The organism is Streptococcus cristatus (assembly GCF_008369405.1).
In the GTDB taxonomy this organism is placed as follows: Bacteria; Bacillota; Bacilli; order Lactobacillales; family Streptococcaceae; genus Streptococcus; species Streptococcus cristatus_G.
Genome location: NZ_VSJJ01000006.1, coordinates 1 through 15748, shown reverse-complemented (window position 1 = coordinate 15748; position 15748 = coordinate 1). Strand labels below are relative to the sequence as shown.

At 40.1% G+C, this 15748-nt stretch carries 15 protein-coding genes and 1 tRNA gene; all 16 read right to left on the bottom strand.

Going from position 1 to position 15748, the window contains the following annotated elements:
• Nucleotides 1–219 precede the first annotated feature (219 nt).
• The 16 genes from tehB to FXF62_RS06235 all read right to left on the bottom strand — a co-directional run bounded on the left by tehB (nucleotide 220) and on the right by FXF62_RS06235 (nucleotide 15612).
• Nucleotides 220–1083: an SAM-dependent methyltransferase TehB gene (tehB, locus tag FXF62_RS06315; protein ID WP_149518099.1), complete on the bottom strand. Its 864-nt coding sequence runs from the start codon at nucleotides 1081–1083 to the stop codon at nucleotides 220–222.
• A gap of 194 nt (nucleotides 1084–1277) precedes the next feature.
• Nucleotides 1278–2444, bottom strand: coding sequence for a hypothetical protein (locus tag FXF62_RS06310; RefSeq protein ID WP_262881603.1), 1167 nt, complete (start codon nucleotides 2442–2444; stop codon nucleotides 1278–1280).
• The gene (locus tag FXF62_RS06305; protein WP_149518098.1) at nucleotides 2350–3333 is read right to left on the bottom strand and encodes a hypothetical protein; all 984 of its coding nucleotides are present in this window, start codon (nucleotides 3331–3333) and stop codon (nucleotides 2350–2352) included. The genes FXF62_RS06310 and FXF62_RS06305 overlap by 95 nt, the downstream gene beginning before the upstream one ends.
• A gap of 175 nt (nucleotides 3334–3508) precedes the next feature.
• Nucleotides 3509–3976, bottom strand: coding sequence for an SsrA-binding protein SmpB (smpB, locus tag FXF62_RS06300; protein WP_002894882.1), 468 nt, complete (start codon nucleotides 3974–3976; stop codon nucleotides 3509–3511).
• Nucleotides 3939–6287: a ribonuclease R gene (gene rnr / locus FXF62_RS06295; RefSeq protein WP_149518097.1), complete on the bottom strand. Its 2349-nt coding sequence runs from the start codon at nucleotides 6285–6287 to the stop codon at nucleotides 3939–3941. Before rnr ends, smpB begins: the two co-directional genes overlap by 38 nt.
• Nucleotides 6288–6371: 84 nt before the next feature.
• Entirely contained in the window at nucleotides 6372–6605 is a 234-nt protein-coding gene (secG, locus tag FXF62_RS06290; protein ID WP_015605442.1) for a preprotein translocase subunit SecG, read from the bottom strand.
• A gap of 41 nt (nucleotides 6606–6646) precedes the next feature.
• A complete protein-coding gene (gene rpmG, locus FXF62_RS06285) occupies nucleotides 6647–6796 on the bottom strand; it encodes a 50S ribosomal protein L33 (RefSeq protein ID WP_005590723.1) in 150 nt (49 codons plus the stop codon).
• Entirely contained in the window at nucleotides 6796–7998 is a 1203-nt protein-coding gene (locus FXF62_RS06280) for a multidrug efflux MFS transporter (RefSeq protein ID WP_316578649.1), read from the bottom strand. Before FXF62_RS06280 ends, rpmG begins: the two co-directional genes overlap by 1 nt.
• A gap of 4 nt (nucleotides 7999–8002) precedes the next feature.
• A complete protein-coding gene (gene coaE / locus FXF62_RS06275; protein ID WP_149518095.1) occupies nucleotides 8003–8599 on the bottom strand; it encodes a dephospho-CoA kinase in 597 nt (198 codons plus the stop codon).
• Between the two features lie 5 nt (nucleotides 8600–8604).
• Nucleotides 8605–9429: a DNA-formamidopyrimidine glycosylase gene (gene mutM / locus FXF62_RS06270; RefSeq protein WP_149518094.1), complete on the bottom strand. Its 825-nt coding sequence runs from the start codon at nucleotides 9427–9429 to the stop codon at nucleotides 8605–8607.
• A gap of 12 nt (nucleotides 9430–9441) precedes the next feature.
• Complete coding sequence (locus FXF62_RS06265) at nucleotides 9442–11151, bottom strand: restriction endonuclease subunit S (protein ID WP_149518093.1); 1710 nt, start codon at nucleotides 11149–11151, stop codon at nucleotides 9442–9444.
• The gene (locus FXF62_RS06260; RefSeq protein WP_149518092.1) at nucleotides 11139–13220 is read right to left on the bottom strand and encodes an HsdM family class I SAM-dependent methyltransferase; all 2082 of its coding nucleotides are present in this window, start codon (nucleotides 13218–13220) and stop codon (nucleotides 11139–11141) included. The genes FXF62_RS06265 and FXF62_RS06260 overlap by 13 nt, the downstream gene beginning before the upstream one ends.
• Before the next feature lie 58 nt (nucleotides 13221–13278).
• Nucleotides 13279–14178, bottom strand: a complete 900-nt coding sequence (gene era, locus FXF62_RS06255; protein ID WP_149518091.1) for a GTPase Era — start codon at nucleotides 14176–14178, stop codon at nucleotides 13279–13281.
• 15 nt (nucleotides 14179–14193) lie between these two features.
• The gene (locus tag FXF62_RS06250; RefSeq protein ID WP_149518090.1) at nucleotides 14194–14598 is read right to left on the bottom strand and encodes a diacylglycerol kinase family protein; all 405 of its coding nucleotides are present in this window, start codon (nucleotides 14596–14598) and stop codon (nucleotides 14194–14196) included.
• The gene (ybeY, locus tag FXF62_RS06245) at nucleotides 14579–15076 is read right to left on the bottom strand and encodes an rRNA maturation RNase YbeY (protein WP_149518089.1); all 498 of its coding nucleotides are present in this window, start codon (nucleotides 15074–15076) and stop codon (nucleotides 14579–14581) included. The genes FXF62_RS06250 and ybeY overlap by 20 nt, the downstream gene beginning before the upstream one ends.
• Before the next feature lie 463 nt (nucleotides 15077–15539).
• A tRNA-Thr gene (locus tag FXF62_RS06235) sits at nucleotides 15540–15612 on the bottom strand.
• Nucleotides 15613–15748 lie beyond the last annotated feature (136 nt).

Genomic DNA, 15748 nt, shown 5'->3' with positions numbered 1-15748 from the left:
AATCTTTTTGCAAGCGTTTACACAAAATTGTGTATATTTTTTATCTAATCTATATTTCCTCTACTTTTTTCTCGAATCAGAGCAGATAAACAAAAAATAGCCCCATCTTATTTAGAGGAAAGGCTATTATTTTTTATCTTATCAGAAAACATCCTGCTATAAAATATTTATAAGCAATTCACTAGAGATTTTAGCAGAGCCGACTTGAGCTTAAAGAATTTATCTCACTTTTCTAGCCAGCATAGTCGCAAAGCGGAGTTGAATCCGATTGCCGTTTTCATCACGGCGATGGAGGTGGCCAGGATTTTCATTATACTTGACTAGCTCCCAGTCCTTGTAATACTCAGCAAGCTCACCTTCCTTAAAAGTAAAAGGAAAGGGCACAGAGCATGGGAAGTCTTTTGTATCCATGGCACAGACGATGAGATTGTAGCCACCAAGCGCTGTGTGCTCTTGCATATTGCGGATAATATCTGGAATCCGCTCCGCCTGCAGGAACATCAGAACAACGGTAGAAACGATCAAATCATAAGTCTGGGTCAGACTAGCTGAGTTAATATCGTAGGTACCCACTGGCAGATCCAAATCTTCCTGCTCGACAATGCTACGTAAGATCTCCAGTGCCAGCTCATTCTGATCTACAGCCGTTACTTCAAAGCCCTGCTTGGCCAGAAAGAGGGCATTGCGACCTTGACCGCAGCCTAGATCTAAGGCCCGTCCTGGCCGGACCGTCTGCATGGCTTCCAAAACCTCTGAGTGAACTGGATTGCTGCCGTATTTCTTAGGGAAGTAATCCTCAGGCCGACAGTAAAATTCCAAATACCACTCCAAATCATCCGTCAGAGCTTCGACCCGATGCCAAGCTTGGGGCTGAGCAAAAGGATTGTCCTGACCAGCCTCAAAGATGTGCTCAGCCAACTCCTCACCCTCCTCTGACATCTCAACAAACTTAAGTCGTCCTTTGAGAACCGTGATTTTACCCCAGGTTCCCTCTTTGGTATTGTGCCTTTTCTTGACTGCTTCGGGCATGGTCTCAGCCGTCCACAACGGCATGCGTTTATAAGCTAGCAATTCTTCTGTCATAAATAATCCTTTCTCTAAAAGCCAAGCTCCGAATAATTTAACTTTCTTTATCATACTCGAAAAGCACAGACTTGACAAGTGGCAAATTGAACAGCTTTCCCTGCAAAAAGAAAGAACTGGTCCATCAGCCAGTTCTTTCTCATATAGGAAGTCTACTTTCTTTTACTTTTCAGCATCTATCTCTTTACGACTCATCAGTATACCCTTTCTTGTAAAATGGATTTATTCTGTTTTTGTTTCATTAATTCCTTATCCTTACTCTCATCATAAAACTGGTTGAATTCCTCTTTAGAGTTAAAAGGATGTTCCAATCCATCTTTACTGATACTTGCTGGAATTACACCTTCATATAAGTCTGTATTCGAAGGAACTAACAGACTATAAAACTCTAGATAGTCTTTAACGCTCTTATCAAGTATATAAAGTTGAGAGTTCGTTTTTTCCAATAATGCCGCTGCCTTTGGGTCTGTTTGCGCCATCAAGATATTTCGAATCCAACTTGTATCCACAGCTTCGCCTAAAGGATATGTAATAGGAAATTTAAAATTTCCCAACTTTTCGTCAAATTGTTGCGTATTTAGTTTAAAATTAAAGGTGGGACTTTGGTATTGTGCTGTCTTATTATCTTCCCATTCAATTTTTCGAGTATCAAGATTGTACCAAAGAGTTTGAAACTTATCATGTTCCCCAGACTCAGAGGCATAAATAGACAAATAATTATTTCCATCAATGACAGTTAATGTTTCCTCTATTCCTCTAGGTAAATATCGAGAATTATAGTCTGAAACTAATTTATACAAATCTTCTTTATAACCTTCTAACTGTTGATTCTTAATATGGTAAATGGATAAGGTATAATAGTTACCTTCATTTTTTTTATCAATAATATTCGGCATTGAAGGAAGTTTGATATTTTCTCGAACAATATAGTTGGGATTATGCGCACCACGTGTCACATGCGTTGGATTCTCTGAGGTTGCCGGTAGAGTAGCATACTTGCGAACTAAAGCATCTTCCTCTGGATTTTCTGATTTCCAATGAACAGCTACCCCTGTACCATTTTCAAGAAAAGAATAATCATCAATAGTAAAAGTTCCTGTATAATAATTTAAGGATTCATAAGTTTCTCTTTCTTCCTTAGCTTTTTGAAGCTGATCTTGTTTTAAATGACACTGCCAAGCAAATATGGCAAGTCCCAAGACCGCTAAAGAAAGAAGACTTAACAATAGTTTTCTTATCATTTTTTTACCTTTCTTCTTATTGTTTCTATTTCTCTTTTTGTGGATGAGTTTCAACCCACTGCTTGAAATCATTAAAAGATCGAATCTGTGTTTTCTCTCCAGTTGTTTCATCTGTGGCATAAAGTTCCATTACATCCTGACCTTCGGGCGCAAACCAATGGATTAAATCGTTAAACCATTCTTCCTCATTGTATTGCTCTGGACGGAAATAGATTTTATTCATTTCTTTCATGTTTTTTGAAATTTCTGGATATAGCTTAGAGAAGTTGGTTCCTGAAACATCTACAGAATCATCTTTATCAAATGATTGCACTAAGTATCCTGTAACCTTCTCTATACCGTACTTTAATAATTCATTTCTAATCTGTTCTCCTATTCCACCTCTACCCCAATCCATAGATTCGTATAAAGTTTCTTTTGAATAAACCTTAGTTTCCTTTTGCTCCAAAAGTTGTTTGATTTCTTTTTCTGACATCTCCTTTTCAATTTTACCTGTATCTAGTGAAAAAATAACGTATTTATTTTTTTCCGCCTTGCCTTTTTCATATGAAACCATCCAGATTGGCAAATAGTCTTTTCCATTCCTTGTGAATGGATCATAGTACTGTACTACCCGATAAGTATTTTCTTTCTCCATCAAATCATAAAGATTTACTTCCTTACTAGCTACATTAGACGGATTATGTAAATCATAAATCTTTATCTTGAAATACTCCTCTTTGCCAACTTTAGGTGAGGTAGCATCGCTATCTACAAGAAGATAATAGTTTGAAAAATCTACTATATAATTTTGACTGTATCGAAAAGATATTCCATATTCCACATTTCTTTTGTTAGAAGCGAATACAAACTTATTATCATCAAAGACCTTTATATCTTCAATAATATAATCGCTATCAGGTTCTCCTACATAATCTTTTTTTCGTTCACCTAATAAAAAAGTCAAGAAAACTACTGAAGTTAGAAGAAGTCCTCCAAAAAATATAAGAAATTTTTTATTGAGTTTCATTTTTCTTACCACCGATTTTAATTCATTTAGTCATATATTTTGATATTCTTCAGAGTCACTCCATCTTTTCATTAATCATTAACCAAAAGTATTCACTCTAAACACTCATCCCTCCCATTATACCATAAATCCAAAGTCACAGTTGAAACCTAAAAAAGACCGGTCGCCCAGTCTTTCATCTTGTATTAAAGTTTTTCATCTGTCTTGCTATGTCGCGGTTTTGCTCGCGGCGTTTGATGGACTCGCGCTTGTCATAGTCGTGCTTCCCTTTGGCTAAGCCCAGGAGGAGCTTGGCATAACCGTCCTTGAGATAGACCTTAAGCGGCACCAGCGTCATGCCAGTTCCCTTGGTCTCCTGCTCCAGCTTTTGGATCTGCTTCTTATGCAGCAGCAGCTTTCTGCGACGCTCAGGCTCTTGGTTCCAGATATTGCCCTCTTCATAAGGCGCGATATGGACATTGCTGAGCCAGGCCTCGCCGTTCTTGATCTGGGCAAAGCCGTCTTTGAGATTGATACGAGCAGCTCGGACGCTCTTGATTTCCGTACCGGTCAGCACCATGCCAGCCTCGATGGTATCCACGATGGTGTAGTCGTGTCTGGCCTTTTTATTTTGCGCGACGACCTTTCCTTCTCCCTTTGCCATGCTTGGCTCCTTTCTTGACTAGTTCCTTGTAAAATGCCTTCTGGCTCTTGCCTTTCTTGGACTTCTTATCTTTCTTATCTCTGTAGCCTTTTTCTTTGGCAGAATGGCTGCGCTTATCATCCTCACGGCGTTTCTTTCTACCTGACTTGCCTCTGCCAGTCTTGCTGGTTTTTTCTACCATGTCAAATTCACTTGGCAGGTATTCAAAGTCAATCTCGCCCGTAGCCTTATCCGCTCGGACCAGCTTGATGCGAATTTGCTGACCTACCTTAAAGACCACACCAGACTTTTCTCCTTGCAGAGTCATAGTCCGCTCATTGTAGCTGTAAAACTCTGGCAAGTTGGTAACATGAATCAAGCCCTCGACCGTATTGGGCAGTTCGACGAAGAGTCCAAACTTAACCACGCTTGAAACCACGCCGTCAAACTCTTCTCCGACAAATTCTTCCATGTACTCAGCCTTCTTCATAGCTTCGACTTCACGCTCGGCCTCGATAGCTCGACGCTCCCGACTGGAAGACTGACTGGCAATCTCTGGAATCACTTGCTCAAAATGCTCTGCTATTTCCTTAGATTCGCCATAATCCCGCACCATCCGATGAACCAAAAGGTCTGGATAGCGGCGAATCGGACTGGTGAAATGCGTATAAAACTCTGCTGCCAGACCATAGTGGCCGTGATTGTGCTCAGAGTAGCGAGCCTGCTGCATGGAGCGCAAAAGCATCATGGACAGGACATCCTCATAAGGCTGGTCTTTGACCGCCTCCATAATATCCTGCAGAGCCTGCTGAGTCATAGAGCTAGCCGTCCCGTATATCCGAATCCCAAAGCTAGAGGCATAATCGATAAACTTCTGCACCTTCTCAGCCTTAGGCTCCTCGTGGATCCGATAGATGAAGGGCAGATTTAACTTAGCAAAATGCTCAGCCACCGTCTCATTCGCCACCAGCATAAAGGACTCAATCATGCGCTCAGCAATCCCCCGCTGACGCAGGACAATATCCACAGGCCGACCTTCTTTGTTGACCATAATTTTGGCTTCATTGGTGTCAAAGTTGAGCGCACCGCGTTTAAAGCGCATGCTTTCCAGAATCTCATGCAGCTGGACCATGCTGTCAATACTAGGAACAATGGCCTTGAACTGCCCAGCCTTTTCCTGGTCCCCAGCGATGATGTCGTTGACATCACTGTAGGTCATGCGGAAGGTCGTTTTGATAACAGTTTGGGTGATGGTATGCTTGACCACGCGCCCCTTGGCATCAATCTCCATGATCGCCGACTGGGTCAGCCGATCCACATTGGGATTGAGGGAGCAGATACCGTTGGACAGGCGCTCCGGCAGCATGGGTACCACGCGGTCGGTCACATAGACAGAAGTTGCTCGATTGAGGGCTTCCTTGTCCAGCTCAGAACCTTCCTTGACATAGTAGGACACATCCGCAATATGGACACCCAGCTCAAAGTTGCCATTCTTCAGGCGCTTGATATGGACAGCATCGTCCAAGTCTTTGGCATCCGCTCCATCGATGGTGAAGGTAATCTCATTGCGCAGGTCCAAACGCCCTTCCAAATCACTCTCTGAAGGTGCATCCGGAACTCGCTCAGCCTCTTCTAAGACCTTGTCTGGAAACTCGGAGACTATGTCCATGGACTCCAGCACTTCCAGTACATCAATACCTGGATCATTGACATGACCGACCACATCAATCAGACTGGCCACAAAGAAATCGTGTTTCTTGGTCGGATATTTGTCAATCGCTACCTTGAGGACCTCTGTACCATCCAGAACTAAGGCTGGTTTTTTAACATATATAGGCTGGCTGATCTTCTGATTTTTCGAGCGAATATAGCCGGCATACTTGGGCTTTTCCTCATCCAAAACCAGCTGACCAACTGCGGTGGTCAGGCTGTGCTCCAAAATATCGATAATCTTAGCCTCAGCTGATGTTCCCTTGATGCGATCTGCCACCTTTGTAATGACTACTTCCACTGTATCGCCATCAATGGCATGATTGACATCATTACGGCCGACAAAGACGTCATCCTCTTCCTCATTCAGGGTGACAAAGCCAAAGCCATTCTTGTGGGCATGAAAAATACCCTTGAGCGTCAGACGCTCCTGCTTTTTCTTCTCATAAAGCTCAATCCGCCCCTTGTCATCAAAGCGAAGCTGATGCTTTCTTTCCATCTGGGAGATGGTCTTGACCAAGCTACTAAAATCCTTGGAAGACTCTTTCCCCAAAGCAGCCGCCAGCTCATCTACGCTAGCCTGCTGCCTTTCTTTCAAATATTCTATAATTTCTTCTTTCATACTTTCTTTCTATACTATGAGGGGATCTTGATATTGTCCCCTTTTAAACTTTAAAAAAAGGCCAAGACATAGTCAGAGCCCATTTTATTTACTAGATAATACTGCCAAAATCAAGGCAATCAGCAACCAGACAAAGATCAGAAATCCGGTCAGACGCTGCATCACAGCTTCAAATCCACGTGCTTTAGACCGCTCAAAAAGGTCGTTGGCACTAGAATCAAATACGTTACTAGATTGGTTTTTGGTTGGTTGCATAAAAATAGCAATGACGATAAAACCTGATAAAATGATTAAAATATTTAATAATAGGCTATACATAAATAAAACTCCTTAAAATCCTTTCTATTTTACCATAAAATCTACTTAGATTCAAGATGTAAGGTTACTTTTCTTTCCTTGGGACAGTATTTCAATACCTCAATCTTGTCAGGATGAGTTTTACTATTCTTACTGGTCAAGTAGTTCTGACTGCCACAACTGGAACATTTCAAATGAATTTTAACGCGCACTAGATTTCCTTCTTTTTCAATAAATTTCCAAAACAAAAAAGGTTGATGAGAAGACTGACTGCTACTAAACCTGCTGTAGCATAAAAGACTGAATGATAGCCTGCTGTCGCTGCAATAGCCGAACCCGACATGGGACCGATGACACCACCCAGATAAAAGAAAATCTGGTTGTAACTAAAGATTCGAGAAATCCCAAACTTAGGCGTGATTTTACTCAATAGAGCATTGACTCCTGGCACCAAGGCTCCCGTTCCTAAACCAAACAAGAATCGATAAAATCCGAGTTGGAGTGGGGAGCCTGCATGAGCACAGAGCAGGTAAATGATAATGGAATAAAACTGAGCTAAAACCAGCAGGCGATGATTGCCCATGCGATCCCCCATACGACCTAAAATACTCGAACTCAGCATACTGGACAGGCCCATACTCGAAACAATCAGGCCAGATACAAAAATCAGATTGTCCGTTTGGCCTAGCTCCCGAATGTAAAGGGAGAGAATTGGACCGATGGACTGGGCTGCAAACTGGATAACAAAACTAGTCAGAAAAAGAGTAGGCAAGAGCTTGGGATACCTAATCTGACGAATGAGTTCCCCGAAGCCAATCTCCTCTTCCTTGGTGACTGGCCTAAAATCTTCTCGAATGAAAGCAGCCGTCATCAGAGTCGCAATCAGAAAGAAAAAGCCAATCAGTAGAAAGACATTGCGGATACCAAAAATTTCAGCAATCACTCCACCAATCAAAGGACCCATGAGATTGCCAGCAACAACACCTGTTGCCAAAGTTCCCAATGCATAGCCCGTCTTGTCCTTAGGAGCCTGACTAGCAATCAAGGCTGTGCTGTTGGGCACATAGCCTGCAAAAACGCCGTTTAGAAAGCGCAAGACTAAGAGCCAGAAAATATTGGGCACAAAGGCAATGCCGCCCATGGTAAAGACCATAGCCGTAGCAGCCCGAATCATCATCGGCTTACGGCCATAGCGGTCAGCCAGACTGCCCCAGACAGGAGATAGAAAGGCCGCAGAAACAGCCGAAAGGGCAATACCCAGACCAGCATAGTACTCCACTTCGTGACCACGCGCTCCTAGCTGCTCCACAAAAAGGGGCATAAAAGGAGTGACCAGAGAAATGCTAGCACCTGTCAGGAAGTTCCCAAACCAAGCGATTTTCAGATTATGTTTCCAATTTACTTGTACCGTGATAGAATCATCTTCTTTCTAATTTCTGCAAAGCATCGCGAAGCTGCTGTCTTGTTTCCTCAAGCGAGGCATTATTATCAATCAGCACGTCCGCCCTCTTTCGTTTTTCTTGTAAAGATAGCTGAGCTGCTATGCGTTTTTCTGCTTCTTCCTGATTCAGAGCATTTCGAGCCATGAGACGGCTGAGCTGAGTTTCCTCCGTCACGTCCACCAGCCAGATTTGGTCAAACCAGTTATCATATTCTAACTCAAACAACAAGGGAAGATCCATAAAAAAGATTGTTTCTGTCTCTGCCAACAAGTCTCGTCTGCGAGCCAGTTCTTCGCAGATAATTTCGTTCTGAAGCTGGCTAGACTGCGCCAAGAGGTCTGGATTCCCAAAAATCATGGCACCCAGCTTGGGGCGGTCCAAGTGCCCATCTTCCTGTAAGATGGCTGAGCCAAAAGTAGATAAAAGAGCTTGATAAAGTCGTCCCCCCGGCTCCTGCAGCTCATGCACTACTTGATCCGCATCAATGACTTGGTAGCCCTGCTGCCGCAAAAACTCTGTCACTGTTGACTTACCCGAAGCAATGCCGCCGGTGATACCAATAATTCTTACCATGACAGCTACCTCGCTTTCTGGCAATGAGGACAGAGATGTGTACCGCGTCCGCCCAGCTTAATTTTCTCAATCGGGCTGCCACAGCGAGCGCAAGGCTGACCAGTCTTTCCATAGACCTGCAGAAAATCCTGCATGGTGCCATCTTCGCCCAAAGCATTGCGGTAGGTCCGAATGGTCGATCCTCTCTTTTCAATCCCAAGCTGCAAAACTTCTATAATCTGCTCACGCAGTCGCTTGACTTCGGCAGGCTTCAGACTAGCTGCTGGCCTTGCCGGATGAATCCGCGCCCGCCAAAGGGCCTCATCTACATAGATATTGCCCAGACCAACGACCAAGGTCTGCTCCAGCAAATAGGGTTTGATGGGCTTCTTGGAACGACCCAAAGCTGCAACAAAAGGTGACAAAAGAAAGTCCGCCTCTGTCGGCTCAGGACCAAGCTTTCTGGCAGCAAAATAAGCCCCCAGCTGGTCCTTTCTCAACAGTTCCATGGTCCCAAACTTGCGGACATCCTCATAAACAAGCGTCCCACCATCCGTCATCTCGAAAAAGACATGGGCATGCTTACGCTCAGGCACCATATCAGGATAAAAAAGATACTTGCCTTCCATTCGCAGATGGGAAACCAGCACTCCACCCGTCAGGTAAAAGAGCAAATACTTGCCCCGACGACCAATCTTTTCAATGGTTTGACCTGGCAAGTCATGGACAAAATCATCCACTCCCGTACCAATCATCTTGGCATAGTAAACCTGCACCCGCCCAATCGTCTTGCCAACAACCAGACGCTCCAAACCGCTCCGAACCGTTTCCACTTCAGGTAATTCAGGCATAGTTCCTCCTTCTTAAAATTTCAATTCAATTGGCAATAATTTTTCAACTTCTTCTCCTAGGATGTTTTTTATATTTTTTATTTTATAATTTTTTTCTACTATATCCTTTTGTATCTCTAAATCAATTTTACCAAATCTATTAAAAGGAACAGGAATTTTAGTATCCAAAATTATATTTCTTTCTATTTTGGTATATTCATTTCTACCATTTTCACCACTTCTTCCCTTAACCTGTTGTCTTAAAAGAGGTTCTAAAATATAAGCAATATAATCAATGTTTATTTTTTCCTGTTTAGGAATTAAAATCATTCTATCAGCATTCAAAGAAAACTTATTATTTATTATAGTTATCTTTCCAGCTATACCATTGACAGAGATTGTAGCGTAACAACCATCAAAATCAAAATCATTTCGGTAGCCAAGAGGAACAGAATTATTAGCTGAGTAGACAGGATACTTCCCCTTGTTATCCAAGCAATATTTTTTCGTATATTTACTAAAACCACGTTTCAAATCAAACAATTCAGCCAAGGTTATATATATATATATATATGGAACACCATTTGAATTAAAGTCCAGATTCGATTGAATAAACTGATATCCTTGCTTCTCAATATTATTTTTCATTTCAAGGATTGTTTGAGAATTTTTTACAATCTGATTTTGCTTTTCAAGGTCAATTTCTCCTGAAGAGGTAAGAGGAAGCACGACCTCTAAATTTTTTATCATAGAGGTATTTAACTTTGTATACTCATTTTTACCATTTTTTCCTTTTCTCCCTTTAACATGGGAACGAAAAATTGGTTCTAAAACTTGTTTCAAATATAAAGGATTAACCTTACTAGCATATTCTTCTTTTATAACTAACGGGCGTACTTTTTCACTTAAACTAAAGCGACCCTCGTGATAAAAAATATAGCCAGCAAGACCATCTATATTGTAAGTCAAGCAGTTTTCAAAATAGCGAACAGGAAATTCACGTTTACCACCTTTGTCTATAATTACAGCATTGTCTTTCACATAACCATAACTTGGTAAGTCATCACTACTCGCTCCATAAACAGGTATATCCCCTGTATTTTCTTTTACAAATGTCTTGGTAAATTTTGAAGAATTTGTTGAGACAGTCAAGTCAAACAAATCTACAACTTTAATTGAAGTAGTCTTAGGAGTCTCTCCCAACATAATATCCACATCTACTGACTTGATTGCCTCAATCTTTTCAGCCAATTCTACTTTGCGTGCTTCAATTAATTCAAACTTTCGAACAATTTCTTCTTGTTTTTTAATGTCAAAATGACCATCTAATTTTACTGGAATATCGACAGCAATATCAAGTAATTTATACAGAGATGCTTTATTTGTCCATGAAAAATTTTGCATTTCTGGATGATTTTTAAGCATATGATAGAGAAATTTGACAGATATCTTATCTATATATTCATCATTTAGAATATAAATTCTTGTATCTGCTCCAACTGAAAATTTTTGATTCGCTCTATAAAGTACTGTTCCTGCATTTGCTCCATTTGAAGTAATTTGTAAACACTCTAAATCGTAGTCGTAAGTATCAATATACCCTTTCGTCATATCGCCAGTTGTTTTCGCAGAATATACAGGATAAACTCCTGGATGTTCTGTGATATACTTCAAAGAATATTTTGACTTACCACTGACTGTATCAAAAAGATCCCCAATGGTTTTCTGAACTACTTCAACCATTCCAACTCCTCCTTGAAATCTTGCATAAGAGAAATCATATCATCAATCATTGCTTGGAATTCATCAATCGAAACGACTTGTCTTTCTTTTTTTAGACCAATAGCAATCTTTTCTTCTTCAGACCACCAATTTTCAATGATCCAACTCTTCTTACTATCTAATTCCTCAATCGGAAGTAATTTTAGTCTAGAATCACCTAAAAGGTAGGATTTGAATGGTTCTTGTAAATCATTTCTATCTTGAGATTGGCGATAAAAATTGTATTTGACGACAGCTTGCTTTAAGTCATTTTCTTCAGAATCAAATCGATAAACATCTAAGGTTTCACCAATACTACCTGCAATGTAAGTGAAAACAGGATAATCTTGTACGATATTATTTTCAATCTCATTCTCTGTTTTCTTACGAATGGTTAAAATGTAAGTTTTTTTAGGTGTGTTAAAGAAAGCGTTGACTGGTAAAGAAATCAAAGCGTCAATAAAAAAGAGTTCTTTTAACTTTTCTTTTAACTTTTTATTTGCATGATTCGAAAAAATACCATCCGGTAAAACAATATTGGCAACACCACCATGTTTTACAGAACGCATAATCCATTCTAAGAAGAGAGCTTCAACACCACTACCACCATACTTATAAATATCTGTGGCTTTAGCCATCTCTGACATTTCCTTACTTTGGTAATAAGGAGGATTTGCTAAAATTAGGTCGTATCTATTTTCTTCCAGATTTTCCAGAGTACCTAACATACTCTTATGTAAATAGAATGAATCATTTAATAGTGTTTTCGCAATTGTTTGTACATCTTTAAAACTATTATTCTGCTGGAATAATTCAGAAAAATAAATTAACGTATTAGCTTTGGCAAGAATAATTGTGATATCGTCTTTTTCAGACATCATCTTGTCATAGCCAAAAAATCGAATTTTAGAAGTTAACTTTCCTTTAGAGTAGCTATAACTATCTTCTATACGTTTTTCAACTGCTTCAAGTAAAAACTTTCCAACACCACAAGCAGGATCGCAAATAGTCATTCCCTCAGAAATATCTACCATAGAAACCATTTCGTCTACTATTTTTAATGGTGTAAAAAACTGCCCCATATCACTCTTGTCATCGCTATTTTTCATAAAAGTTTCAAACAGTTTTGACTTGAAGTCTTTACTTATATTTAAGAATTTTCCATATTTTTTATCATATTTTTCAAATTCCAAAATAACAGATTTAAATACTGTATCCGTATTATCTACGCTGACAAATTCGTTTTGTTCATCTCTTTCAATATGAAAAACTTTACCATTGATAATGCTTGTCCCATCCATACCTTTTGGAAACAATTTAACCATCGTCTCTCTAGCACCTTCTAGGTATTTCCCTAAAACATAGGCGGTAGAATATCCTTCCATTTCATATAAAGAAACAATGTATTCAAAACTATTTTCTCCATTTAAAACACCAATATCTGATAAATATTTAAAGAGAAACAACTCAACAAAAGTATATAAAGACATCTTTGCTGATGCAAAAGTTAAATTTTTTAAAATTCTATTAATCTTTTGAGCTAAATCAGTAGGATCCAAAAATTCCTTTTTCAATAACTGATTATTTGTTTCAGAAATAGATAATGAAATATCATTAATGAACTTGACAATTTGTTTGCCATTTTCTTTTGGCTTTATTGCTAAATTAATTTCATTTCCATTCTCATCTAAAATCTTTTCCCCGGTTTTAGGATTAACCCAGATAAAAGAATCACCGTCGCTTACAATATAAATAAGTGCACCCAAAGCTTTAGCGACATCTATCTCTTGTTTAATCGCACCTTCAATATCCTCAGCACTCTTAAATTTACTTGGTATCTTTTGCTCAACATATATAATTACGTTCTTATTATCATCTAGAATTAAAACATCTGGTTTTTTATTCCCAAGACTTCTCTCTAGTTTTACATTCTTAATAATATTTGATTTCATCAAATTATTAACGGTTGTTGCACCAATACTATAACATTCATATTTATCAAATATTACTGGTATCGAATAAATACTATTTTGAATTAACTGCTCTGACATTGTGATTGCCTTCTCTCTATTTTTGGTTTACATTAAAAAACTCTTTTAAAAGAGTTTTTTAATATTCCTTCTCATTATAGCCAAAGTCCGCCAAGTCCAGCTTCTTGTCCCGCCAGTTTTTCTTGACCTTGACCCAGGTTTCGAGGAAGACCTTGTCTCCCAGCATGAGCTCAATATCGCGTCGAGCCATGGATCCAATTTTCTTGAGCATAGAGCCACCTTTACCGATGATAATGCCTTTTTGGCTGTCTCGCTCGACCATGATCGTCGCTCGGATATGGACCTTGTCCGTCTCCTCGTCTCGCTTCATGCTGTCAACAACCACTGCGACTGAGTGGGGAATCTCTTCACGAGTCATGTGTAGAACCTTTTCGCGAATCATTTCTGAAACCAAGAAGCGCTCTGGATGGTCGGTAATCTGGTCTTCTGGGAAATATTGGAAACCTTCCTCCAGATTTTCACTAAGGATATCAATCAGACGGGAAACATTATTGCCCTGCAGAGCCGAAATCGGAACGATTTCTTTAAAGTCCATCTGCTGACGGAAATCATCAATTTGCGCCAAGAGCTGATCCGGATGGACTTTATCAATCTTATTAACCACCAAAATAACTGGTACCTTAGCCGCTTTTAGGCGTTCGATAATCATATCATCGCCCTTACCACGCGCCTCATCAGCCGGCACCATGAAGAGAACCGTATCCACCTCACGCAGAGTGCTGTATGCTGCTTCCACCATGAAATCGCCTAAAGCTGTCTTAGGCTTGTGGATTCCCGGCGTGTCAATAAAGACAATCTGCTCCTTATCCGTCGTGTAAATGCCCATAATTTTATTGCGTGTGGTCTGTGCCTTATCACTCATGATGGCAATTTTTTGCCCCATGACATGATTCAAAAAAGTTGATTTGCCGACATTTGGTCGACCTAAAATGGCTACAAAGCCTGATTTAAAAGTCATTGTTCTATTCCTTCTCTAAAAAATAATATCCCACAGTTTTGGCAGAAAGATAATCAAACCTGTGATAACTGCGAAACCAGAAACCACCAAAACTGCACCAGCTGCCATATCCTTGGCATTCTTAGCCCGCATAGAAAAGTGATAATCACTAGCTAGATCCACAACATTTTCAACGGCTGAATTCATGATTTCAAAAGCGATCACCAAAAAAATACTTAGCAGCAAGAAGAGCCACTCCGTCGCTGAAATCCGAAAAATCAAACCTGCAATGATGGCAGCTACAGCTGAAAGAACATGGCTCCGCATATTCTTTTCTTCCTTAAAAGCTGTGAAAATCCCCGTCAGGGCAAACTCCAAACTAGATATGACATCTCGATTTTTCCATTTGCGCTTGTTATTGTTATTGTCTTGTAAGTCCATAAGCTGTCAAAATTTCTTCCTGTAAGCCAAACATTTCTGCTTCTTCTTCTGGCGTATAATGATCATAGCCATTGATATGCAGAAAACCATGCACCGCCAAAAAGCCCATCTCCCGTTCAAAGCTGTGGCCGTATTCTTCTGCCTGCTCCCGCGCCTTGTCCACCGAAATGAAGAGCTCGCCGATATAAGCATCAAAATCCTCCAACATTTCAGCTAGCTCAGGATTGTCCAGCAAATCCTCTTCGTCAACAGCGATGTCCAGCTCAGGCTTGTATTCCAAGCTAATGACATCCGTCGGCCGATCCGTATCTCGGTATTCTAAGTTGAGCTCATGGCTGCGCTCATTGGTCACAAAGGTCACAGCCATTTCCTTATTTTCTTTGCCCGTTTTCTGAGCCGCAAACTCCAAGATTTCCTGAGTCTGCTTGATGATTTCTTGAGAAACCTGACCGGTTTCATCCACCATTTCGATATACATATTTTACCTGCCTTGCTAATATTACTTTTATTATATCATATTTGGGCGCCTATGAGAGCCACAAGCATTGCATTTAAACGAGGAGAAATCCTAATTTAAAACCAAAAAGAGAGTGGGACAGAAATCGGTAATTCGTTAGAATTCGATTTCGTTGTCCCACCTCCGCACAGTTGAGTAGGGCTGTAAAAGCTGATGAAATCAGCCTAGTAGAGCCCACTCAACCACTGCGTCTTGCTCGAAAATCCAAAAACAATTGAAGAGGCTAGGACTTTTGTCCCAGCCTCTTCTATCGAGTGCTAATTGTCAGCATTTAGCACCCATTTTGTCCTGAATTAACAGAACAAAAATCCTGCTTTAACATGCTTTTTTATTTTAGTTTGGACAAATATGGTTGAATTTTTAAATATTTTGGGGCAAACATAACAAAAACCCTTGTAAATAAAGGGTTTTCTCTGTGTATTTATGCTAATTGCCGGGATCGAACCGGCGACCTCATCCTTACCATGGATGCGCTCTGCCTACTGAGCTAAATCAGCATTACCTATCTACTATATCATGTAGATAGATACTTGTCAATATTCTTTCTTATTTTTTTGCAAAATATTTGTAGCGTTACAATAGATGTGAGACTTCTAGAAGTCAAAAAGAAGATTCCCTGATATGATAAGAGTA